The organism is Nocardiopsis algeriensis (assembly GCF_014203695.1).
Taxonomy (GTDB): domain Bacteria; phylum Actinomycetota; class Actinomycetes; order Streptosporangiales; family Streptosporangiaceae; genus Nocardiopsis; species Nocardiopsis algeriensis.
The window spans coordinates 35812-58569 of record NZ_JACHJO010000013.1 but is presented as its reverse complement, the minus strand read 5'-3'; the positions used below and the strand labels follow the sequence as shown (position 1 = coordinate 58569).

19 protein-coding genes are annotated in these 22758 nt (G+C 71.6%); 12 read left to right on the top strand and 7 right to left on the bottom strand.

Features of this window, described 5'->3' with window-relative positions; genetic code table 11:
* Nucleotides 1-480 precede the first annotated feature (480 nt).
* Nucleotides 481-2010, bottom strand: a complete 1530-nt coding sequence (gene hflX / locus FHS13_RS19560; protein ID WP_184293418.1) for a GTPase HflX — start codon at nucleotides 2008-2010, stop codon at nucleotides 481-483.
* Between the two features lie 343 nt (nucleotides 2011-2353).
* Here hflX and aceB point away from each other — a divergent pair, with 343 nt between their 5' ends.
* Entirely contained in the window at nucleotides 2354-3958 is a 1605-nt protein-coding gene (gene aceB, locus FHS13_RS19555) for a malate synthase A (RefSeq protein ID WP_184293417.1), read from the top strand.
* A gap of 100 nt (nucleotides 3959-4058) precedes the next feature.
* Here the strand turns inward: aceB and dapF are convergent, their stop codons facing one another.
* A complete protein-coding gene (gene dapF, locus FHS13_RS19550) occupies nucleotides 4059-4874 on the bottom strand; it encodes a diaminopimelate epimerase (protein ID WP_184293416.1) in 816 nt (271 codons plus the stop codon).
* A gap of 362 nt (nucleotides 4875-5236) precedes the next feature.
* Here dapF and miaA point away from each other — a divergent pair, with 362 nt between their 5' ends.
* Nucleotides 5237-6229, top strand: a complete 993-nt coding sequence (miaA, locus tag FHS13_RS19545; RefSeq protein WP_184293415.1) for a tRNA (adenosine(37)-N6)-dimethylallyltransferase MiaA — start codon at nucleotides 5237-5239, stop codon at nucleotides 6227-6229.
* Between the two features lie 51 nt (nucleotides 6230-6280).
* On the opposite strand, the gene miaB is transcribed toward miaA, so the two are convergent.
* Nucleotides 6281-7744: a tRNA (N6-isopentenyl adenosine(37)-C2)-methylthiotransferase MiaB gene (miaB, locus tag FHS13_RS19540; RefSeq protein WP_343065094.1), complete on the bottom strand. Its 1464-nt coding sequence runs from the start codon at nucleotides 7742-7744 to the stop codon at nucleotides 6281-6283.
* A 332-nt stretch (nucleotides 7745-8076) separates the two neighbouring features.
* Between miaB and FHS13_RS19535 the strand changes: the two genes are divergently transcribed.
* The 5 genes from FHS13_RS19535 to FHS13_RS19515 all read left to right on the top strand — a co-directional run bounded on the left by FHS13_RS19535 (nucleotide 8077) and on the right by FHS13_RS19515 (nucleotide 13713).
* Nucleotides 8077-8820, top strand: coding sequence for an amino acid ABC transporter ATP-binding protein (locus tag FHS13_RS19535; protein WP_184293413.1), 744 nt, complete (start codon nucleotides 8077-8079; stop codon nucleotides 8818-8820).
* A 47-nt stretch (nucleotides 8821-8867) separates the two neighbouring features.
* Nucleotides 8868-9701, top strand: a complete 834-nt coding sequence (locus tag FHS13_RS19530; RefSeq protein ID WP_184293412.1) for a glutamate ABC transporter substrate-binding protein — start codon at nucleotides 8868-8870, stop codon at nucleotides 9699-9701.
* A 75-nt stretch (nucleotides 9702-9776) separates the two neighbouring features.
* A complete protein-coding gene (locus FHS13_RS19525; protein WP_184293411.1) occupies nucleotides 9777-10451 on the top strand; it encodes an amino acid ABC transporter permease in 675 nt (224 codons plus the stop codon).
* Nucleotides 10448-11485: an amino acid ABC transporter permease gene (locus FHS13_RS19520; RefSeq protein ID WP_184293410.1), complete on the top strand. Its 1038-nt coding sequence runs from the start codon at nucleotides 10448-10450 to the stop codon at nucleotides 11483-11485. Before FHS13_RS19525 ends, FHS13_RS19520 begins: the two co-directional genes overlap by 4 nt.
* A 155-nt stretch (nucleotides 11486-11640) precedes the next feature.
* On the top strand, nucleotides 11641-13713 hold the full coding sequence (locus tag FHS13_RS19515) for a S9 family peptidase (RefSeq protein WP_184293409.1): 2073 nt from the start codon (nucleotides 11641-11643) through the stop codon (nucleotides 13711-13713).
* Nucleotides 13714-13715: 2 nt separating this feature from the next.
* Here the strand turns inward: FHS13_RS19515 and FHS13_RS19510 are convergent, their stop codons facing one another.
* From FHS13_RS19510 to FHS13_RS19500, 3 genes are all read right to left on the bottom strand, one after another.
* Nucleotides 13716-14279: a regulatory protein RecX gene (locus tag FHS13_RS19510; RefSeq protein ID WP_184293408.1), complete on the bottom strand. Its 564-nt coding sequence runs from the start codon at nucleotides 14277-14279 to the stop codon at nucleotides 13716-13718.
* Nucleotides 14272-15399: a recombinase RecA gene (recA, locus tag FHS13_RS19505; protein WP_184293407.1), complete on the bottom strand. Its 1128-nt coding sequence runs from the start codon at nucleotides 15397-15399 to the stop codon at nucleotides 14272-14274. The genes FHS13_RS19510 and recA overlap by 8 nt, the downstream gene beginning before the upstream one ends.
* Before the next feature lie 169 nt (nucleotides 15400-15568).
* Nucleotides 15569-15763 carry a DUF3046 domain-containing protein gene (locus FHS13_RS19500; RefSeq protein ID WP_184293406.1) on the bottom strand — a complete coding sequence of 65 codons (195 nt, stop codon included), beginning with the start codon at nucleotides 15761-15763 and terminating at the stop codon, nucleotides 15569-15571.
* Nucleotides 15764-15844: 81 nt separating this feature from the next.
* On the opposite strand from FHS13_RS19500, the gene FHS13_RS19495 reads away from it, so the two are divergent.
* Entirely contained in the window at nucleotides 15845-16330 is a 486-nt protein-coding gene (locus tag FHS13_RS19495) for a GNAT family N-acetyltransferase (RefSeq protein WP_184293454.1), read from the top strand.
* A gap of 32 nt (nucleotides 16331-16362) precedes the next feature.
* Here the strand turns inward: FHS13_RS19495 and FHS13_RS19490 are convergent, their stop codons facing one another.
* The gene (locus FHS13_RS19490) at nucleotides 16363-17574 is read right to left on the bottom strand and encodes an ROK family transcriptional regulator (RefSeq protein ID WP_184293405.1); all 1212 of its coding nucleotides are present in this window, start codon (nucleotides 17572-17574) and stop codon (nucleotides 16363-16365) included.
* A 263-nt stretch (nucleotides 17575-17837) separates the two neighbouring features.
* On the opposite strand from FHS13_RS19490, the gene FHS13_RS19485 reads away from it, so the two are divergent.
* The 4 genes from FHS13_RS19485 to FHS13_RS19470 all read left to right on the top strand — a co-directional run bounded on the left by FHS13_RS19485 (nucleotide 17838) and on the right by FHS13_RS19470 (nucleotide 22664).
* The gene (locus FHS13_RS19485; protein WP_184293404.1) at nucleotides 17838-19106 is read left to right on the top strand and encodes an extracellular solute-binding protein; all 1269 of its coding nucleotides are present in this window, start codon (nucleotides 17838-17840) and stop codon (nucleotides 19104-19106) included.
* A gap of 88 nt (nucleotides 19107-19194) precedes the next feature.
* Nucleotides 19195-20184, top strand: coding sequence for a carbohydrate ABC transporter permease (locus FHS13_RS19480; protein WP_184293403.1), 990 nt, complete (start codon nucleotides 19195-19197; stop codon nucleotides 20182-20184).
* Nucleotides 20181-21077: a carbohydrate ABC transporter permease gene (locus tag FHS13_RS19475; RefSeq protein ID WP_184293402.1), complete on the top strand. Its 897-nt coding sequence runs from the start codon at nucleotides 20181-20183 to the stop codon at nucleotides 21075-21077. The genes FHS13_RS19480 and FHS13_RS19475 overlap by 4 nt, the downstream gene beginning before the upstream one ends.
* 120 nt (nucleotides 21078-21197) lie before the next feature.
* A complete protein-coding gene (locus FHS13_RS19470; RefSeq protein ID WP_184293401.1) occupies nucleotides 21198-22664 on the top strand; it encodes a glycoside hydrolase family 3 protein in 1467 nt (488 codons plus the stop codon).
* The last annotated feature ends 94 nt before the right edge of the window (nucleotides 22665-22758 follow it).

The following is a 22758-nucleotide window of genomic DNA, read 5'->3' as shown; positions in this document are numbered from 1 at the left end:
GATCGTGGGGGACACGGGCGGGCATGGCGACCTCGTTGCTGTTCTGGAACGATCCGGTGGGAGCCGGTGGCGCGGCCTGGGCACCGCCGCGGAGCCGTGACGACGACCGCGGGGTCGCGTCGGCTGCTCGGGGAACAGCGGCCGGTGTCCAGAACGGTAGACCATCCCCGGAGCCCGTGTACACCTCTCCAGAGACCTCGATACCGATCTCCGGGTCCCGGAAGGGGATGTTCCCGCAGGTGGGTCCGGTTCGGAACCAGGTGCCTTCCGCCTCCGGCGCCCCTTCGGAAGAGGGTACGGGGACGGCCGGTACGCCCGCCTTCTGCCGCATCGCGGCGGGGCCGGGGAAGGTGCGCGCATCGGTGTGCGGCACCGCGGGCACGGCAGGCCGCGAGGGCGGACGCCGCTCCCGGAGGCGGTGGGGCCCGCACACGCGACCCGGCCCGGGCGAGGTGCCCGGGCCGGGTCGCGGAGACGTCGTCAGGCGGTGCTGAGGACGTACTCCTCCAGCTTGCCCGCGAGATGCTCGGGGACGAAGGCATGCAGCTCCGTGCCCTCGGGTGTGTGCTCCTCGCGCAGCACACGGCCCGTCTCGTGCGCCTTGGCGATCAGATCCCCGCGCGAGTACGGGACGAGTGCCCTCACCTCGTGCGCCAGCTCGGGCAGCGCCTCGGCGAGCGCCTCCACCAGCTCGGGGACCCCCTCGCCGGTGCGGGCGGAGACCCCGACCATGCCGGGATGGCGCGTGCGCAGCGCCTTGAGGACGTCGGGGTCGGCGGCGTCGACCTTGTTGACCACGATCAGCTCGGGCACACCGGTGGCCTCGATGTCGGCGAACACCTCCCGCACGGCCCTGATCTGGCTCTCGGGATCGGGGTGCGAGCCGTCGACCACGTGGAGGATCAGGTCGGCGTCGGCGACCTCCTCCAGGGTGGAGCGGAACGCCTCCACCAGCTGGTGCGGCAGGTGCCGGACGAATCCGACGGTGTCGCTGAGCGTGAAGGCCCTGCCGTCGGGCGTGCGCGCCTGGCGGACGGTCGGGTCCAGGGTGGCGAACAGGGCGTTCTCCACCAGGACGCCGGCACCGGTCAGCCGGTTGAGCAGGCTCGACTTGCCGGCGTTGGTGTAGCCGGCGATCGCGACGGAGGGCACCTCACGGGTGCGCCGGACGTCGCGCTTGACGTCGCGTGCGGTGCGCATGTGGCCGAGCTGCCGCCGCAGCTTGGCCATCTTGTCGTTGATGCGCCTGCGGTCGGTCTCCAGCTTGGTCTCACCGGGACCGCGCAGGCCCACGCCGCCGCCGGAGCCGCTTCCGGATCCGCCGGCCTGCCGGGACAGCGTGGCACCCCAGCCGCGCAGCCGCGGCAGCAGGTAGTTGAGCTGGGCGAGCTCGACCTGGGCCTTGCCCTCGCTGCTGCGCGCGTGCTGGGCGAAGATGTCGAGGATCAGCGCGGTGCGGTCGACGACCTTGACCTTGACCGTCTCCTCCAGCTGGCGCAGCTGGCCCGGTGTGAGCTCTCCGTCGCAGATGACGGTGTCGGCGCCGGTGGCCTCGACGATGTCGCGCAGCTCGGCGGCCTTGCCCTTGCCGACGTAGGTCGCGGGGTCGGGCCTGGACCGGCGCTGGGTGAGGCCCTCCAGGACCTGCGCACCGGCCGTCTCGGCCAGCGCGGCCAACTCGGTGAGCGAGTTGTCGGCGTCGGCCTGGGTGCCGTTGCTGCCGGCCCACACGCCAATGAGGACGACGCGTTCCAGCCGCAGCGCGCGGTTCTCGACCTCGGTGACGTCGGTGAGTTCCGTGGACAGCCCCTGGACCCGGCGCAGTGCGTGCCGGTCGGCGAGTTCCATCTCGCCCTGGTTCGGGGCGTCGTCCCTGAAGTCGTGTCGGTCGCCGCCGGAGCCCGGCGCGTCCTCGGTGTCGATCCCGTCCCTGACGGCGATCCCCTCGCGGAGCTCCTCCCCGGCCTCCTGGCCGTCTCGGAAGCCTCCGCGGGTGTCAGCAGTATTCATATCCCTCCAGCTGGGTCAACGCGCCCACCGCCGCGATTCTTCCCGCGGCTGCGAGGCCGCGGCGTCTCGCGTCGATAGTGACACGTGACCGCCTCGGGGGCACCTGAATTATCGCAGGCCGCGCGCGGCGTGCCACCGGGCCCCGCGGGTCCCGCTCCGGACCGGCGGAGGAACGCAGACGGCAAAGAACACCTGAAGTTCTCCCGAGAACTTTGAGATGCTTTTCCGGACCTGAAAAATTCGGTGTTGTCCGAGGTGGGGTCGCCGTTGACCCCGCCCACCCGCAGCGGTACCTTCATATTCCACATACCAGAAGCTTATTTCGTATTGCGGAAGGTTTGCCATGGGCGCCACCAACGGGGTCGAGATCACCGGCCCCCTCCACGAACGGTTCGACGAGATCCTCACCGACGAGGCCCTCGCCCTCGTCGCCGAGCTGCACCGGGCCTTCGAGGACCGGCGCCAGGAGCTCCTCGCCGCCCGCAGGACCCGCCAGGAGCAGATCTCGGCCGGCGCCGACCTCGACTTCCTCCCCGAGACCAAGCACATCCGCGAGGACGATAGCTGGAAGGTCGCCCCGCCGGCACCCGGCATCACCGACCGGCGCGTGGAGATCACCGGTCCCACCGACCGCAAGATGACCATCAACGCGCTCAACTCCGGCGCCAAGGTGTGGCTGGCCGACTTCGAGGACGCCAACACCCCGCTGTGGGAGAACATGATCGGCGGGCAGCTCAACCTGCGCGACGCCCTCGACCGCACCATCGACTTCACCTCGCCCCAGGGCAAGACCTACGCCCTCAAGGACGACGAGGAGCTGGCCACCATCGTCGTGCGCCCGCGGGGCTGGCACCTGGACGAGAAGCACATCCTCGTCGACGGCCGGCGCACCAGCGGCGGCATCGTCGACTTCGCGCTCTACTTCTTCCACTGCGCCCAGCGCCAGATCGACAAGGGCCGGGGCCCTTACTTCTACCTGCCGAAGATGCAGAGCCACCTGGAGGCCCGCCTCTGGAACGACATCTTCGTGACGGCCCAGGAGCGCCTCGGCATCCCGCGCGGCACCATCCGCGCCACCTGCCTGATCGAGACCATCCCGGCCGCGTTCGAGATGGAGGAGATCCTCTACGAGCTGCGCGAGCACTCGGCGGGCCTCAACGCCGGCCGCTGGGACTACCTGTTCAGCATCATCAAGACGCACCGCACCCGCGGCCGCCAGTTCCTGCTGCCCGAGCGCAACGCCGTCACGATGACCGCCCCGATGATGCGCGCCTACACCGAGCTCCTGGTCAAGACCTGCCACAAGCGCGGCGCCCACGCCATCGGCGGCATGGCCGCGTTCATCCCCTCGCGCAGGGACGAGGAGGTCAACAGGACCGCCTTCGCCAAGGTCCGCGACGACAAGTCCCGTGAGTCCGGCGACGGCTTCGACGGCTCCTGGGTGGCCCACCCCGACCTGGTCCCGGTCGCCATGGAGATCTTCGACGGCGTCCTGGGCGAGCGCCCGAACCAGATCGACAAGCAGCGCCCCGAGGTCGAGGTCTCGGCCGCCGACCTGCTCGCGGTCGACAAGACCCCGGGCGGCGTCACCCTGACCGGTCTGCGCAACAACATCAACGTGGCCCTCCAGTACCTGGCCACGTGGATGGGCGGCAACGGCGCGGTGGCCATCCACAACCTGATGGAGGACGCCGCGACCGCCGAGATCTCCCGCTCGCAGATCTGGCAGTGGCTGCACAACGACGTCACCCTCGACGACGGCCCGAAGGTCACCGCCGAGCTGGTCCGCGAGGTCATCGACGAGGAGCTCGCCACCATCCGCGAGACCCTCGGCGAGGCCTTCGACGAGGCCCTCTACCAGCAGGCCAAGGAGCTGTTCTCCGAGGTCGCGCTCGCCGACGAGTACGTCGACTTCCTCACCCTGCCGGCCTACGAGCGCATGCCGTAGCCCCCGCGGAACCGCAGCGGCGCCCCCTGTCCGAGGACAGGGGGCGCCGTCGTACCGCGGGGCGCCCGGACCGCACAGCGGACGGGACACCCGCGCCGTCTCAGACCAGGGAGGTCTCGCCCTCGGCGACGACGACGGCGGGGCCGCTCAGCCGGACCCCGTCCGCGTCCAGGGTCACGGTGCACTCGCCACCGGGCACGCGCACCCGCCAGACGGCGTTCTCCCCCGGCGGGGTGGCGGCCGCGGCGGCGGCGACGATGCCCGTTCCGCAGGAGCGGGTCTCCCCCGAGCCGCGCTCGTGGACGCGCATCTCCAGCACACCCGGCGCGACCTCGTTGTAGATCTCCACGTTGGCGCCGTCCGGAAACGCCTCGGTGTCCAGCACCGGCGGTACGGACAGGTCGACCTCCGAGACGGGCCCGGGCACCTCGCACGCCAGGTGGGGGTTGCCCACCGAGATCTGCGTCCCGTGGACCACCTGCCGGGCGAGCTCGGCCGAGGAGGAGCCCTGCATCTCCACCAGGCCCATGCCGACGGTGATGTCGCCGTCGGTCTCGACCGTCACCTGCTTGGCACCGTCGCGCGTCCCCACCTCGAAGCGGTCACCCTCGACGTACCCGGCGTGCAGCAGGTAGCGGGCGAACACCCGCACCCCGTTGCCGCACATCTCCGCGACGCTGCCGTCGGAGTTTCGGTAGTCCATGAACCACTCGGCCCGCTCGGCCGTCCGGGCGGACGGGGCCAGCCCCTCGCCGAGGGCACGCGTGCGCACCACCCGCAGGACACCGTCCCCGCCGATGCCGGCGCGCCGGTCGCACAGCAGGCGGACGGTCTCCTCCGTGAGATCGAGCTCCCCGTCGGGGTCGGGGAGGATCACGAAGTCGTTCTCTGTTCCGTGGCCCTTGGCGAATCGCATGCCGTCAGCCTAACCGGCCGGTGCCGTGCCCCGTGCGCCGAAGGCGGGGCCGCTGCCGGGCGTCCCGCGGGGGTCGGGCGGCCGTCGGGGAGATGCCGCGGTCCGCACGCCCCTCTCCGCACGCACCGGCCGGAGCGGGCGTTGCCGACCTCCATGGTCACTGCACCCAGGCCCTGTTGTGTGGATCATCTCGGGCTGCACGGCCGCCAGACGCCCCCTTGCCGCGCCGGAGAGCTTGCGAGGCCGACCGGGCCGAGCCGCGCTCCCCGCCTCGCAACGGAACGCCTGGCCGGCCGTTCGCCGGAGGATCGGCTCCGCCGATGCGGCGAGAGCATCCACACAACACGGCCTAGGCTGGAGGGATGATCAAGGTGATCGCGGTCGTGGGACCGACCGCAGTGGGCAAGTCGGACCTGGCCGTCGAGATGGCCCTGCGACTGGAGGAACGCACGGGGCGGCGCGGCGAGGTGATCAACGCCGACTCGATGCAGCTCTACCGCGGCATGGACATCGGCACCGCCAAGCTCTCCCCGCAGGAGCGGCGCGGCGTCCCCCACCACCTGCTGGACGTGTGGGAGGTCTCCGAACCCGCCGACGTCGCCAGCTACCAGGCGATGGCCCGCGATCGCGTCGAGGACTGCGCCGACCGCGACGTCCTGCCGATCCTGGTCGGCGGTTCGGGCCTGTACGTGCGGGCGGTCCTGGACCACCTGGAGTTCCCCGGCACCGACCCGGAGGTGCGCGCCCGCCTGGAGGCCGAGCTCGCCGAGGTGGGATCCGGTGTCCTGCACGCCCGCCTGGCGGAGGTGGATCCCGCGGCGGCGCGCGCGATCCTGCCGGGCAACGGGCGCCGGATCGTGCGGGCGCTGGAGGTCGTCGAGCTGACGGGACGGCCGTTCACCGCGAACCTGCCCGACCACACGCCGTTCTACCCGTGCACGCAGATCGGGCTGAGGGCCCCGCGCCCCGAGCTGGACGAGCGCATCGACGTCCGGGTGGACCGCATGTGGGACCGCGGCCTGCTGGAGGAGGTCCGCCGCCTGGACGAGGCCGGACTGCGCGAGGGCCGTACCGCCTCGCGCGCGCTGGGCTACTCCCAGGCACTGGCCCAGCTGGACGGCCGGATGACGGAGGAGGAGGCCCGCGCGGCCACCGCGCAGGCCACCCGGCGCTTCGCCCGCCGCCAGGAGTCGTGGTTCCGGCGCGATCCGCGCGTACGCTGGCTGCCCTACGACGCCCCCGACCTGGTGGAGCGTGCCCTGAGCCAGGTCGAGGCCGCCCTGTCCGGTGCTTCCGAGGCGCCCGAGGAGACGCTGGTCGACGTGGCGACCATGATCCCCTTCCACCGCGGCTGACACCTGCGCCGGCGGCCTCCAGGCTTCACGCCGGGGGCCGCCGGGACCGTGTCAGGTGTCGCAGCAACCGCCCGCCGGGGCGGGCTGCTCGGCGGGGGCGCCGATCCCCGGCATGCCCAGCAGGACACCCGGCTGCTCCTTGCCGGAGAGGCCGTTGCGGGCCGCCCAGGCGTCGCCGGCGCGGGTGCGGCGCAGGTTCCGCACGCCGGAGTCGGCCACCAGGTGGTGCGGCGCGGCGTAGGTGACCTCCACGGTCACCATGTCGCCGGGGCGCGGCTCCTCGCCCTCGCCCACCGCGAAGTGCACGAGCCGGTTGTCCGGGGCGCGGCCGGACAGGCGGCGGTGCTCGCCGTCCTTGCGGCCCTCGCCCTCGGCCACCAGCAGCTCCACCTCGGTGCCGACGAGCTTCGTGTTCTCCTCCCAGGAGATCCGCTCCTGGAGGTCGATCAGGCGCTGGTAGCGCTCCTTGACGACCTCCGGCGGCACCTGGTCCTCCATGGTCGCCGCCGGCGTGCCGGGGCGCTTGGAGTACTGGAAGGTGAACGCCGCCGCGAAGCGGGCCTCGCGCACCACGTGCAGCGTCTCCTGGAAGTCCTCCTCGGTCTCGCCGGGGAAGCCCACGATGATGTCCGTCGTGATCGCGGCGTGCGGCAGGGCGGCGCGGACCTTCTCCACGATGCCCAGGAAGCGCTCCTGCCGGTAGGAGCGGCGCATGTCCTTGAGGACCTTGCTCGACCCCGACTGCAGCGGCATGTGCAGCTGCGGCATGACGTTGGGGGTCTCGGCCATCGCCTCGATGACGTCGTCGGTGAAGTCGCGCGGGTGCGGCGAGGTGAAGCGGACCCGCTCCAGTCCCTCGATGTCGCCGCAGGCGCGGAGCAGCTTGGAGAAGGCCTTCCGGTCGCCGAACCCGCTGCCGTAGGCATTGACGTTCTGGCCGAGCAGGGTGATCTCGCTGACGCCCTCGGCGACCAGCGCGCGCACCTCGGCGAGCACGTCGCCGGGGCGGCGGTCCTGCTCCTTGCCGCGCAGTGCCGGGACGATGCAGAAGGTGCACGTGTTGTTGCACCCCACCGAGATCGACACCCATGCCGCGTAGGCGGACTCGCGGCGGCTGGGCAGGGTGGAGGGGAAGTGCTCCAGGGACTCGGCGATCTCGACCTGGGCCTCGCGCCGGACGCGGGCGCGCTCCAGGAGGGCGGGCAGGGAACCGATGTTGTGGGTCCCGAACACCACGTCCACCCAGGGCGCCCGGCGGACGATCTCCCCCCGGTCCTTCTGCGCCAGGCAGCCGCCCACGGCGATCTGCATCCCCGGGTTGGCGTCCTTGACCGGGCGCAGGTGCCCGAGGTTGCCGTAGAGGCGGTTGTCCGCGTTCTCACGCACCGCGCAGGTGTTGAAGACGACGATGTCGGCGGTGGTTTCCTCGGCTGCGCGCGCGTACCCAGCGTCCTCCAGCAGACCGGAGAGGCGCTCGGAGTCGTGGACGTTCATCTGGCAGCCGTAGGTCCGCACTTGGTAGGTACGACTCTGGCTCACCCGACCAGGCTAACGGGTGCCGCGGACCGCGCCGCTCGCGCGGCGTCCCGCCCCGCGGCCTTCCGCCGCCCGCGCCCAGGCGGCCGTCCCGAGGCGGGGAGAGCGGGTCGACACAGAGAGAATCACTACTCTGTGTCACGGATCGTGCAAGATATTTGAGCACGAAACCGGCACATTCCAGGACAAACGCTGATTTAACCCTCTGGATCAGTAACAATTTGCATTTTGCATCGTAACAAGTGCGCTACTCCGGGCGGCGCCCCCGCCTTCGTGATGACAGGGCAACGCGAACCCATTAAGTTCCCAACATGACCTCAACTCCTCTCGTCGTGCTGGAGAACGTCAACAAGCACTTCGGCGACCTGCACGTGCTGCGCGACATCGACCTGACGGTGAACTCCGGTGAGGTGGTGGTCGTCATCGGCCCGTCGGGGTCCGGCAAGTCGACGCTGTGCCGCACGATCAACCGCCTGGAGACCATCGACTCCGGTGTGATCACCCTGGACGGGCAGCCGCTGCCCGCCGAGGGGCGCGGGCTGGCCCGTCTCCGCAGCGACGTGGGCATGGTCTTCCAGTCCTTCAACCTGTTCGCGCACAAGACCGTGCTGCAGAACGTCACCCTCGGCCCGATCAAGGTGCTCAAGCAGGGCAAGGCCGCCGCCGAGGCGCGCGCCATGGAGCTGCTGGAACGCGTGCGCATCGCCAACCAGGCCCACAAGTACCCCGCGCAGCTCTCGGGCGGCCAGCAGCAGCGCGTGGCCATCGCCCGTGCCCTGGCCATGAACCCCAAGGTGATCCTCTTCGACGAGCCCACCTCCGCCCTGGACCCCGAGATGGTCCAGGAGGTCCTCGACGTCATGACCGATCTGGCCTCGGAGGGCATGACCATGGTCGTCGTCACCCACGAGATGGGCTTCGCCCGCCGCGCCGCGAACCGCGTCGTGTTCATGGCCGACGGCCAGATCGTGGAGGAGAACACCCCCGACGAGTTCTTCACCAACCCCCGGTCCGAGCGCGCCCAGGACTTCCTGTCCAAGATCCTGACCCACTAGGCACAGCGTTCCCCGCACGAACCAAGAAGGAAGAAGAGGTACCTCCCATGCGATCTCGTCGTGTCAGCACAGCTCTGGGCAGCGCAGCAGCCCTCGCCCTCGCCCTCACCGCCTGCGGCACCGCCGACGTCGGGGGTGACGGCGGAGAGGGCGGCGGCGACGGCATCGTCATCGGCGTCAAGTACGACCAGCCCGGCATCGGCCTCCTCGAGGGCGACGCCCCCGTCGGCTTCGACGTCGACGTCGCCACCTACATCGCCGGCGAGCTCGGCTACTCCCCCGACCAGATCGAGTGGAAGGAGGCCGCCTCGGCCAACCGCGAGGCGTTCCTCCAGCAGGGCACCGTCGACATGATCGTCGCCACCTACTCGATCACCGACGAGCGCCGCCAGGTCGTCGACTTCGCCGGCCCCTACTACGTCGCCCAGCAGGACATCCTCACCCAGGCGGGCGACGAGGAGATCGGCGCCCCCGACGACCTGGCCGACAAGGTCCTGTGCTCGGCCTCGGGCTCGCGCTCGGCGCACAACATCGTCGAGGACATGGAGATCGACGCCGAGCTGCGCGAGGCCGGCAACTACTCCGAGTGCCTGCAGCTGCTCACCGACGGCACCGTCGACGCCGTGACCACCGACAACATCATCCTCGCGGGCTTCGCCGCGCAGAACCCGGACGACTACCGGATGGTCAACAACGCCTTCGGCGAGGAGCGCCTGGGCGTCGGCCTGCCCGAGGGCTCGACCGAGCGCTGCGAGGAGGTCAACGCCGCCATCACCAAGATGTGGGACGAGGGCAAGACCGTGGAGTTCCTCGAGGCCCACTTCGGCGAGACCGACTTCGCCTACCAGGAGAGCGCTCCCGAGTTCGACACCTGCGAGTAGCCCCCTCCTCCACCGACCGCACGCCGGGAGGCGGGGCTCCGGCCCCGCCTCCCGGCGCCTGACCAGCTGGGACCCATGGAAGCCTTTCTCAGCAATATCGACAGGGTTGTCGACGGTTTCTCATGGACCGTCCGGCTCACCCTCATCAGCGCGCTCCTGTCCTTCGTGCTCGGCATCCTCCTCACCGCCATGCGGGCCTCCCCCGTCCCGCTGCTGCGCGGTATCGCCACCGTCTACGTGGAGGGCATCAGGAGCACGCCGCTGACCCTCGTCCTGCTCTTCTGCGGCCTGGGCCTCAACAGCGCCCTCGGCGTGGCACTGGCCGACAGCGTCCAGTGGGACGTGTTCTGGTGGGCGGTCATCGGCCTGTCCGCCTACACCGCCTGCTTCGTGTCCGAGTCCCTGCGCGCCGGCATCAACACCATCCCCCTCGGCCAGGTCGAGGCCGCGCGCTCCCTCGGGCTGACCTTCACCCAGAACCTGCGGCTGATCGTCCTCCCCCAGGCCCTGCGCACCGTCGTCGGGCCTCTCGGCAGCGTGCTCATCGCACTCACCAAGAACACCACCGTCGCCTCCGTCGCGGGGCTGGGCGTCCAGGAGGCGTCCCGGGAGATGAAGCTCATGTTCGACCAGGGCGTCGCACCGGTCCTGCCGACCTTCGTCGGCTTCGCCCTGGGCTTCCTGATCCTGATCCTGCCGACCGGTTACTTCTTCAACTGGCTGTCCAAGCGCGTGGCGGTGGTCCGATGAGCACCCAGAGCACCGTACTGTTCGACGCGCCCGGCCCCAAGGCCCGCGCGCGCAACGCCGTCTACACCGTCGTCACCCTGATCCTGGCCGCGGTCGGACTCGCCGTCCTGTACCTGGGCTTCAACCAGACCCTCACCGACCGCGCCACACCCCTGTTCCACCCGGACACCTGGGCGGTCAACCCCGACGGGCAGTGGGCGGCGGACATGTGGTCGCCGTTCCTGCGGGCCGAGACGTGGACCGCCTACGTGATCCCCGGCCTGCAGAACACCCTGACCGCCGCACTGACCGCCTCGGTCCTGGCCCTGGTCTTCGGCCTGGTGTTCGGCATCGGGCGCCTGTCCGAGCACGCGTGGATCCGCATCCCGGCGGGGGCCGTCGTGGAGTTCTTCCGCGGTATCCCGCTGCTGATCCTCATCTTCTTCACGATGGCGCTGCCGATCGTCGCCTGGCAGGTCTTCGACATCCCCACCGGCACCTTCCAGGTGACCGCGCTCGCCGCCGTCGTCACCGGCCTGACCCTCTACAACGGCTCGGTGCTCGCGGAGGTCTTCCGCGCGGGCATCCTGGCCGTGCCCAAGGGCCAGTCCGAGGCCGCGCAGGCCATCGGGATGAGCCGGAACCAGACCATGTGGGTCGTCCTGATCCCGCAGGCGGTCACCGCCATGATGCCCGCGATCGTCGCCCAGCTCGTGGTCCTGCTCAAGGACTCCGCGCTCGGCTACATCGTCGCCTTCCCGGAGCTGCTGCGCAGCTTCACCCTCCTGGCGACCCGCGAGAGCAACGTGATCCCCGCCGCGATCGTCTGCGCCGTCATCTACATCGTGATCAACCTGGCCCTGAGCCGGCTGGCCATCTGGCTGGAGCGGCGCAACTCCCGCCGCGGCCGCGCCACCGCCAAGCCGGTCACGACCGAGGGCGGCCCCATCGACCCCGCCGGCAGCACCGGCACCGCCGTCGAGACCAAGGTCCAGGAGCCCCTGCCCCGCACCCTCGCCGAGGACGACGGGGACACCTCCGCCAAGAAGGAGTGACCCTCCCCGCCCCGGAACGGCCCCGCCCGCGCCCACAGCGCCGGCGGGGCCGCCGTCCTTCGGTACCGCGAGGGCCTTGGGGACTGCACAGGCGGGCACGCGAGGACTAAGGTCGACATGTCACCAGATCCGACCCACACACCTCCTGAGCGGACATGTCTGAACTGTCGAGCCCCTACGGCTCCTGGCCCTCGCCCATCAGTGCCGACGACGTCGCCCGGGGAGTGCGCGCGATCGCGTTCCCCTCCGTCGTGGGCGACGAGATCTGGTGGGAGGAGAGCCGCCCCGACGAGGGACGCCGCACCCTCATGCGGCGCGGCGCCGACGGCCGGGTGACCGAACTCCTGCCCGCCCCCTGGAGCGTGGGCACCCGCGTGCACGAGTACGGGGGCCGCTCCTACCGCCCCGTGCCCCGGCGCGACGACAAGGCCCTGGTCCGGATGGGCGTCGTCTTCGCCTGCGCCGACGACCAGCGCCTGTACCTGCTCGAACACGGCGCCGAGACCCCCCTCCCCCTCACCCCCGAACCCGCGGAGAAGGCCGCGCTGCGCTACGCCGACCCCGTGCTCGGCCCCGACGGGCGCAGCGTCCTGTGCGTGCGCGAGCAGCACACCGCGGGCACCGTCCGCCGCTCCATCGTGTCGGTGCCGCTCTCCGGCCGCGGCGCGACCGACCCCGCCGCCGTCCGCGAGGTCGTCTCGGGCGCGGACTTCTACGCCTCCCCCACCCCTTCGCCCGACGGCACCCGGCTGGCCTACGTCCGCTGGAACCACCCGCGCATGCCCTGGGACGGCACGGAACTGCGGGCCGGGATCCTGGAGGAGGGCGGACTCACCGGCGAGTACACCCTCAAGGGCGGCGTCGAGGAGTCCGTGCTCTCCCCCGTGTGGGCCGACGACAAGAGCCTGTACGTGGCCTCCGACTGGCCCGGCTGGTGGAACCTCTACCAGGTGGGGCTCGTGGGGCCCGCCATCGCCCTCTACCCCGCCGAGGAGGAGTTCCACGCTCCCCCGGGCCTGCTCGGCAACCGCTCCTTCTGCCTCCTCGACTCCGGGAAGGTCGTCGCCCTCCACGGCGGCGCCGACCTGGTTCCGTGCGTGTACGACCCCGACACCCTGGACCTGGAGCCGGTGGCGACCGACCTGACCACCTGGTCCATGCTCGACACCGACGGCACGTCGGTGGTCGCCGTGGCCTCCTCGCCCACCGTCCCCCAGAGCCTGGTGCGCCTGGACCCGGTCACCGGCGCGGTGGAGGTGCTGCGCCGCTCCGCGGAGGACCCGCCAGACCCGGCCTACCTCCCGGTCCCCCGCCAGGAGACCCTGCGCAACCGCTACGGCTCCCCCGTCCACGCCCTTGTCTATCCGCCCCTGAACCCGGAGGCGGAGGCCGACGGTCCGGCACCCTACGTCGTGTGGGTGCACGGCGGCCCCGTCTCCCACAGCACACGCGCCTTCGACCCGGTCAAGGCCTACTTCACCAGCCGCGGCATCGGCATCGTCGACGTCAACCACGGCGGCTCCACCGGCTACGGCCGCTCCTACCGCAAGCGGCTGCACAAGGAGTGGGGCGTGGTCGACGTGGAGGACGCGGTGGCGGTCGCCCGGGCCCTGGTCGAGCAGGGCACGGCCGACCCCGAGCGGCTGGCGATCCGCGGACCCAGCGCCGGCGGGTACACGACGCTGATGGCGCTGACCGGCGACACGTTCGCCTGCGGCGCCTCCTACTACGGCGTCACCGACCTGCTCGCCCTCACCCGCACCACCCACGACTTCGAGTCCCGCTTCCTGGACTCGCTCGTGGGCATCCTGCCGGGATATGTCGAGCGCTACCGCGAACGCTCCCCCGTCAACCGGAGCGGGGAGATCGACGTCCCCGTCCTGCTGCTCCAGGGTCTGGACGATCCCGTCGTCACCCCTGACCAGGCCTTCGCCATGGCCACCGCCCTGGGGCGCCGGGGCGTGCCGTACGCGCTGCTGGAGTTCGAGGGGGAGGCCCACGGGTTCCGGGGCCGGGAGGCCCTTCGGCGCTCCCTGGAGGCGGAGCTGGCGCTCTACGCCCGGGTGTTCGGCTTCACGGCCGACGTGCCGCCCCTGGAACTGTCCACCGCGCCGCCCGAGCCGCGCCCCGAGCCCGATCCCGAGGCGGACGCCGCCGAACCGCTCGCCACCCCTCCGGAGGGCACCCCGGCGGAAGAGGCCGGGGCTCCCGCCCCCGCCGACGGGTGAGATCAGGCGTCGGGGCCGTACAGGTCGGCCTCGACGCCCTCGTGTTCGAGCTCCTCGCGGACCAGGCGGTAGGCCAGTCCCGAGGGGTAGCCCTTGCGGGCGAGCACGCCGAGGGCGCGGCGCACGCGGGTCTCGTAGGGGCGGCTCCGACTGGTGGCCAGGCTGCGGCGGACCAGGTCGCGGGCGGCCTCCTCCTCGTCCCCGTCGCCGATCTCGGCCACCGCCTCGCGGACGGTGTCCTCCTCCACACCTCGGGTGCGCAGCTCGCGGGCCAGCGCGCGCCGGGACAGGCGCCTGCCGTGGTGGCGGGAGGAGACCCAGGCACGGGAGAAGGCGGTGTCGTCGACGTAGCCCGCCTCGTCGAACTCCTCCAGGACCGCGGCGACGACCTCCTCGTCGTGGCCGCGCCGGGACAGGGCGGCCGCCAGCTGGGCGCGGGTGCGCGGAGAGTGCGTGAGCATCCGCAGAGCCAGGGCGCGGGCCTTGCCCACCGGGTCCTCCCCGGGCGGCTCGGCGCCCGGGGAGAGGTCGGCGGAGGAGTCCACGGCCCGCTCCGGCTCACGCATCCGGCGCGGGCGCCTTGGCCGGGGTCCTGGCCGCGGCCCGCTTGGCGGGGGCCTTGGCGGCGGGCTCCTTGGCCGGCTCGGCCGGAGCCGCCTCCGCGGGAGCGGAGGAGGCGCTGTCGTCGCCCTTGACGGCCACGCCCAGCTTCTCCTTGATCTTCTTCTCGATCTCGTCGGACACGTCGGTGTTCTCACGCAGGAAGTTGCGCGAGTTCTCCTTGCCCTGACCGAGCTGGGTGCCGTCGTAGGTGTACCAGGCCCCGGACTTGCGCACGATGCCGTGCTCGACGCCGAGGTCGATCAGGCTGCCCTCGCGCGAGACCCCGACACCGTAGAGGATGTCGAACTCCGCCTGCTTGAACGGCGGCGCCACCTTGTTCTTGACGACCTTGACGCGGGTGCGGTTGCCGACCGCGTCGGTACCGTCCTTGAGCGTCTCGATGCGCCGCACGTCGAGCCGCACCGAGGAGTAGAACTTCAGCGCCCGCCCACCAGTCGTGGTCTCGGGAGACCCGAACATCACACCGACTTTTTCGCGAAGCTGGTTGATGAAGATCGCGGTGGTGTTGGTCTGGTGCAGGGCGCCCGCGATCTTGCGCAGGGCCTGGGACATCAACCGGGCCTGGAGGCCCACGTGGCTGTCGCCCATCTCGCCCTCGATCTCGGCGCGGGGCACCAGGGCGGCCACGGAGTCGACGACGATGATGGAGACCGCGCCGGAGCGGATCAGCATGTCGACGATCTCCAGCGCCTGCTCACCGGTGTCCGGCTGGGAGAGCAGCAGGTTGTCGGTGTCGACGCCGATCTTCTTGGCGTACTCGGGGTCGAGCGCGTGCTCGGCGTCGACGAAGGCGGCGATGCCGCCGGCCTTCTGCGCGCTGGCGACCGCGTGCAGCGCCACGGTCGTCTTTCCGCTGGACTCGGGGCCGTAGATCTCCACGATGCGGCCGCGGGGCAGCCCGCCGATGCCGAGCGCCACGTCGAGGGCGATCGCCCCGGTGGGGATCGACTCGATCGGCGGGCGGTCGTCGTCGCCCAGGCGCATGACGGAGCCCTTGCCGAACTGCCGCTCGATCTGCGCGAGGGCTGTTTCGAGAGCCTTGTCTCGGTCTCCAGATGCCACGGGATACCCCTGTTGGGTTGATGCCTTTTTCTTCATGGTGCGCACGACGCTACGCGGTCGGTGCGACATTCGCGACGCCCGGCGTTCGCCTGTGGACAACCCACACTACCCGAACTCGTGTTCGATATGGGGGCGAACGCAGGAGGGCGCGGCGTGTCGCGGGGCGGGTTCAGCGGGCGGCGGCGGGAAGGTCGAAGGCGTCGCACACGGCCCGCCAGACCTCCTTGGCGGCCACGCCGTCGGCGAGGGCCTGGTCGACCGTCCGGGAGCCCAGGCCCTCGAGGACGTAGTCCTTGGCCAGGCTCTCGGCGTAGGCCTCGCCGAACTGATCGTGCATGTTGCGCCAGAACACAGTGAGTCTCATCGGCCCCAGTATCGATGATCGGCGCACCGGCCGCGTCCCGCCCGCCGGGCCGCCAGAATGGAGGGCATGGAGATACGGGAGATGCGGCCTCGGGACGTGCCCCGGCTGGTGGAGGTCTCACTGGCCGCGGACACCCTGTTCGCCGACGCCGGGGTGGTGCTGCCGCCGGACGACCCCCGGGAGCTCCTGGAGCATGCCGGGCGGGTGCTGGTGGCCGTCTCCGGCGCGGCGCCCGTCGGCCTGGCGGCGACGGTCGCCGTGGACGGGTCGGCGCACCTGGAGCAGTTGGCGGTGCACCCCTCGTCCGGCCGGCGCGGTATCGGGTCGGCCCTCCTGGAGGCGGTGTGCGCGGAGGCCGCGGCCGCGGGCGGGGACCGGATGACGCTCACCACGTTCCGCGACCTGCCGTGGAACGCCCCCTGGTACGCGGCACGGGGCTTCTCGGTGTGGGCGCGCGAGGAGTGGGGGCCGGGCCTGGAACGGGTGTGGGCCGCGGAGGCGCCGATCCGCGTACTGCCGCGGGTGGCCATGGTGCGCAACCTGGCCCGGACCGGTCCCGCGGCCTGACCCCGCCCCGCTCCGGCGGGGCGGGAGGCGGGTCAGACCGTGGAGGAGAACACCTCGTCGCGGGCGTGTTCGAGGGCGTGCAGCAGAGCGCCGCGGACGACGGGGCTGCCCTCGACCGCCCCGAGGCCGATCTCGGTGTCGTTGGGCGCGATACGGGCGGTGGCGGCCTGCACGCGCTCGGCCAGCCGGGTGCCCCCGGCGCGGGCGACGTCGCCGCCGAGGACGACCAGCCCGGGGTCCAGGATGACGCTGACGGCGGCCACTCCGCGGGCGATGCGCTCGGCGAAGGCCTCGAGGAAGGCTTCGGCCCGGGGGCTGTCGGAGGACGCCGCCCGCTCGACGACGGTGACGACATCACCGCCCTCGATGCCGTGCTCGGCGGCGAGCTCGACGATCTGCCCGGACCTGACCAGTGCCTGGAAGCCGTGGGGGAGCTCGCGGCTGTCGCCGCGCGGGGACCCGTACCCGGCGGGCAGTCCCAGATCGCCGGGCATGGGGGCGCCGGGGACGGGCAGGTAGCCGATCTCGCCGGCGCTGCCGGAGCGGCCGCGGTGGATGCGGCCGTCGATCATGGTGGACATGCCGACGCCGCCGGCGGCGCTGAGCCAGATGAGGACGAACTCGGAGACGCCCGCGGCGATCCCCTCGGCGTGCTCGGCGAGGGCGGCGAGGTTCACGTCGTTCTCGATCATCACCGAACGCCTGAGGTCGGTGCGCAGCGCCTCCAGGATGCCCTCGTGCCAGGTGATGAGGTCGAAGGAGAAGCGGATGTCACCGGTGCGGGGGTCGACGACGCCGGGGGTGCCGATGACGCAGGCGCGGAGCCGGTCGAGGGGCACCCCGGCCTCGTCCACGAGGCGCATGACGGTGGTGTGCACCAGTGCCACGGGGTCGTCGGAGGCGCTGGGGTCGACGGTCGCGTCCCCCACGATCCGCCCGGTGATGTCGGCGATGGTGGCGGTGACCCTGCGGGCGCTGACGTCGAGGGCGGCGACGTAGGCGCTCTCGGGGACGACCGCGTACAGGGCGGCGTTGGGTCCGCGCCCGCCCGCCTGGCTGCCGACCACCCGTACCAGGTCGCGCTCCTCCAGCCGGGCCAGTAACTGGGAGGCGGTCACCTTGGACAGTCCGGTCCTCGTGCCCAGCTGCGTCCGGGTCAGGGGCCCGTCCGACAGCAGCAGCTCGAGCGCCGCCCGGTCGTTGAGTTGGCGTAGCAGCCGGGGAGTCCCCGGGCGTTGAGACATAACCGTGACACCTCACCCTGTTTTTATTAGGAAAGTTTGTTGTTAATTTAGCTCACAACCTCGCAAGAGGTCACGTCCCGGCAGGTCGGGGGTGCGTCCCCGGTCCTTCCCGGTTACCCGCGCCGGCGGGGCGGCAAAGCGTGCGATCCCAGCACACCCCCACACAGACTGCGGACCGACAGGGATTCGGCTCCATCATCCCAGGCGGTCCGGGCACAGGCGTCGACCACCGGCGCGACGTGCGAAGGGAGAAGAGGTACACCATGAGGCTTCCCAAGATCGCCGCGGCCACGGCCGTGGTCCTGCTGGCCGCTGCCTGCGGCGACGGGTCCGGGGACGACCGGCCCGACGGCCTGACGGTGTGGGTCATGGGCACCTCCCAGGACGCGCTGGTCGAGTACTTCGACGGAGTCGAGGCCCGCTTCCAGGAGAGCAGCCCGGACACCGACGTGCACGTCGAGTTCATCCCCTGGCCCGACGCCCAGGAGTCCATCACCAACGCCCTGGCCGGCGGCGACGCCCCCGACGTCATCGAGATCGGCAACGACCAGGTGGCCGGCTGGGCCTCCCAGGGCGCCCTGCTCGACATCACCGACCAGGTCTCCGGCTGGGACGCCGCCTCCGAGATGGACCAGAACGCCCTGGAGTACGGCACCTACAACGGCGTCCAGTACGGCGTCCCGTGGTACTCGGGCGTGCGCACCCTCTACTACCGCGCCGACTGGCTGGGCGAACTGGGCCACGAGCCGCCCACCACCTGGGACGAGCTCGTCACCGTCGCCGAGGACATCCAGGAGGAGTACGGGGTCAGCGGCTTCGGCGCGCCGACCGACTTCACCAACGGTATCGCCAGCTTCATCTGGAGCAACGGCGGCGAGATCGCCGTGCAGAACGGCGAGGAGTGGGAGGGCCGGCTCACCGACCCGGCCACCGTCGAGGCGGTCGAGTTCTACGCGAGCCTGTCCACCGACGGCATCTCCCCGCAGGGCTACGTCGGCGAGAACGAGCTCGTCCCGCTGGCCGACATGGCCAACGGCGAGCTCGGCATGTACATCGACGGCGGCTGGGCGCTGGCCTCCATGGAGGAGCAGGCCCAGGACCCGGCCGTCCTGGAGGACATCGCCGCCGCCCCGATCCCGGGCGCCGACGGCATCGCCCCGGCCTTCGCCGGCGGATCGGCCCTGTCGGTCTTCTCCACCACCCAGCAGCCCGACCTGGCCTTCGAGCTGCTGACCGTCATGGGCGACCAGGAGGGCGGCAAGGGCTTCGCCGACGCCGCGGGCTTCTTCCCGGCCTACCCGGAGCTGCTCGAGAGCGACGAGTACCAGGAGGACCCGAACCGCGCGGCCGCCGCCACCCAGATGCAGAACACGCGCTTCTTCCCGACCACCCCGCGCTGGACCGCGGCCGACCAGGACAACAAGATCCTGCCCGCCGCCGTGCTGGAGATCGTCCGCGGCGGCGACGCCGAGGAGGTCCTGGCCGAGGCCGACGAGCAGCTCACGGCCATCCTCAACGAACCGGTCGAGTAACCGCCCCCCCACCACTGTGCCGGGCCGGCACGGGCGGGGCCCGTACCGGCCCCGCCCTCCGGCCGCCCACACCCTGATTGCGAAGACCATGGTTTCCACCGTCGAACGAGAGACCGGCCGCGGGGCCGCAGGGCAGGAGCCTCCCGGGGGCCCCGCACCGCACCGCCGCCGCAAGCTCCCCGCCCCCTACCTGCTCATCGCACCGGCGCTGATCCTCCTGGCGGTCGTGCTCCTGTGGCCGATCGTGCAGATGGTGTGGTACTCCCTCACCGACTTCACCACCCGCAACCTGCTGCCGAACCAGCCCGGACCCGCATGGAACGGCTTCGCCCACTACCGGGAGCTGCTGGGCGACACGGAGTTCTGGACGATCCTGCGCAACACCGTGGTGGTGTGCGCGGTCATGGTCGGCACCACGATGGTGCTGGGCACCCTCGTGGGCCTGCTGCTCCACAGACTGCCCACGTGGTTCTCGGGCTTCGTCTCCGTCGGCATGATGCTGGCCTGGGCCACCCCGGCGCTGAGCGCCTCCCTGGTCTTCCGCTGGCTGTTCCTGCCCGAGCGGGGCCTGGTCAACGTCGTGCTGGACCGGCTCCCCGACCGGCTCGTCGGGGACGGCTGGCTGGAGTACAACTGGTTCCTCGAACCGCTGCCGCTGTTCACCATCCTGATCACGGTGATCGTCTGGCAGTCGTTCCCCTTCGTCGCGGTCTCCGTCCTGGCCGGCCTCAAGAGCATCCCGGGCGAGCTCTACGAGGCCGCGAAGATGGACGGGGCCACCGCGTGGAAGTCCTTCTGGAGCGTCACCTTCCCGATGCTGCGGCCCCTCTTCGCCCTCCTGCTGATCCTGCAGATCATCTGGGACCTGCGGGTGTTCACCCAGCTGTACATCCTGGCCAACAGCTTCCAGAACAAGGACGTCTTCCTGCTCTCGTACTACATCTACCAGCAGGGCTTCAGCGCGACCCCGGCCGACTACGGCATGGGATCGGCGATCGCGGTGGTCATGACCGTCCTGATCCTCGCCGTCACCGCGTACTACCTGCGCATCATGATCCGCCAGGGGGAGACCCGATGACCGCGACACGTCCCGCCCGCCGCCGCAGCACCGCGCGCCGCCTGCGCTCCCTGCCGCTGTACCTGGCCGGCCTGGCGGTGTTCCTGTTCTCCGTCTTCCCCGTCTACTGGATGGTGGCCACGGCGTTCAAACCGGTGGGCGAGATCTTCACCCGCGACCAGACGCTCCTCCCCCAGGCCCCGACGCTCGAGCACTTCGACCGCGTGGTCAACGGCGAGCTCATCCCGGGGGTGAACTTCTGGCAGTTCCTGGCCAACAGCCTGGTGGTCACCGTCGGCGCCGTGGCCATGGGGGCCGTGCTGTCGCTGCTGGCGGCGGTGGCGGTGGCCCGCTTCCGCTTCCGGCTGCGGACCGCGTTCGTCATCCTCCTGATGGTCATCCAGATGGTGCCGATGGAGGCGATGATCATCTCCATCTTCATCAACTTCCGCCACCTGTCGGAGGCCACCGGCACACAGCTGCTGGGCAACCTGTCGGGCCTGCTCGTCGTGTACACGGCCGTGTCGCTGCCGATCACCGTTCTGATGCTGCGCGGCTTCGTGGAGGCGGTGCCCAAGGAGCTGGAGGAGGCCGCCGCCATCGACGGCGCGGGCAGCTGGACGGTGTTCTGGCGCATCCTCATGCCGCTGGTGGCCCCGGGGCTGGTCGCGGCGAGCATCTTCGCCTTCATCACCGCCTGGAACGAGTTCATCGTGGCCCTGACGTTCCTGGGCCGCAGCACCGACAGCTACACCCTGCCGCTCACCCTCTCCTACTACTTCGGCCGCTTCGGCACCGAGTGGGGGCCGATCATGGCCGCCTCCACCCTGCTGACTCTCCCGGTCATGGCCTTCTTCCTCTTCGTCCAGCGCCGGATGGTCTCCGGTCTGACGATGGGTGCGGTCAAGGGCTGACGCCCCGCCGCGTCCGGGGCGGAGCCGCGCGGGGCGCCGCGGCCCCGCCCGGCTCCCGTGCGCCCGCCCCGCCTTCGTCTGCCCCGCAAGGGGCACCCATGCCCACGAACGGAGTTCGCGATGTCGCACGATCCGGCCCTGGAGCGCCTGGCCAACGCCACGCTGCTGGTGCCCTTCGAGTCCCACCACGCCCCTCGCTGGATTCTGGAGGGCCTGGCGGACGGCATCTCCGGTGTCTGCCTGTTCCACAACAACCTGGACACCCCCGAACAGGTGGCCGCACTCAACGCCCGGCTGTCGGAGGCCGCCGACACGCCCCTGATCTCCCTGGACGAGGAGGGCGGCGACGTCACCCGTATCGGCCAGGCCCACGGCAGCGACTACCCGGGCAACGCCGCTCTGGGCGCGGTCGACGACACCGACCTGACCCGCCGGACCCTGCGCTCCCTGGGCGGGCGCTTGGCCGAGCTGGGCCTCAACCTGGACCTGGCCCCGACCGTGGACGTCAACGTCGCCGACGACAACCCCGTCATCGGGACGCGCTCGTTCGGCTCCGACCCCGAGCTGGTGGCCCGCCACTCCGCCGCGGCCGTGCTCGGCCTGCAGGAGGCGGGGGTGGCCGCGTGCGCCAAGCACTTCCCCGGACACGGCGCCACCTCCCAGGACTCCCATCTCACGCTGCCGCGGGTGGAGGCCGACGCCGACCTGCTGCACCGGCGCGAGCTGCTGCCCTTCCGGGCCGCCGTCGACGCGGGGGCGCGGTCGGTGCTGACGGCGCACATCGAGATGCCGGGGCTGGGCGTGGAGGGGCCGGCCACCCTGGCCCCGCACGTCCTCAACGAGCTGCTGCGCGGCGAGCTGGGCTTCACCGGGGTCGTGGTCAGCGACGCCGTCGAGATGCAGGGGCTCAGCGGTCGGATCGGCATTCCGGAGGCCGCCGTGCGCGCGGTGTCCGCAGGATGCGACCTGCTGTGCCTCGGCCGTTTCGTCTACGCCGACCGGGTGGAGCAGGTCCGCGCCGCCCTGGTGGCGGCGGTCCGCGAGGGCCAGCTCCCGGGCGAGCGCCTGGAGGAGGCGGCCGCGCGCAACGCCGAGCTGCGGGCGTGGATCCGCTCCCGGGCCGCTCTCAGGGCCGCGGCCGCGGAGGACACGGAGGTCGGCCTGGCCGGTGCCCGCCGGGCGCTGCGTGTGGACGGGGTGCTGCCGCGGTGGGCCGACCCCTGCGTGGTGGAGGTGGACGCCCCGGCGGGGATGGCCGTGGGCGAGGTTCCCTGGGGCCTGGCGCCGTGGTTCCCGGGCACGGAGCGGGTCTCCCCGGACACCGCGCACGCCGAGCGCCTCCTGGCCGCCGCACAGGGGCGCGGCCTGGTGGTGGTGGTGCGCGACGCGCACCGGTATCCGCAGGCCCGGGGCCTGGTCGAGCGCCTCCTGGCGGAGCGCCCCGACGCCGTGGTGGTGGAGATGGGCCTGCCCGTCTGGCGGCCCGCCTGCGGCGCCCACGTGAGCACCTACGGGGCCGCCCGGGTCAACGGCCTCGGCGCGGCCGAGCTCCTGGGAGGCGCGGTGGGAGCGGCTGCGAGGGGGTGATCCCCGCCGGGCCCGGCGGGAAATGTCCCGTCAACCCGGTAGGAGAAGTACCCTTGAGCTGCAGCATCCCGACCGCCGGCGCATCTTGTCGGCA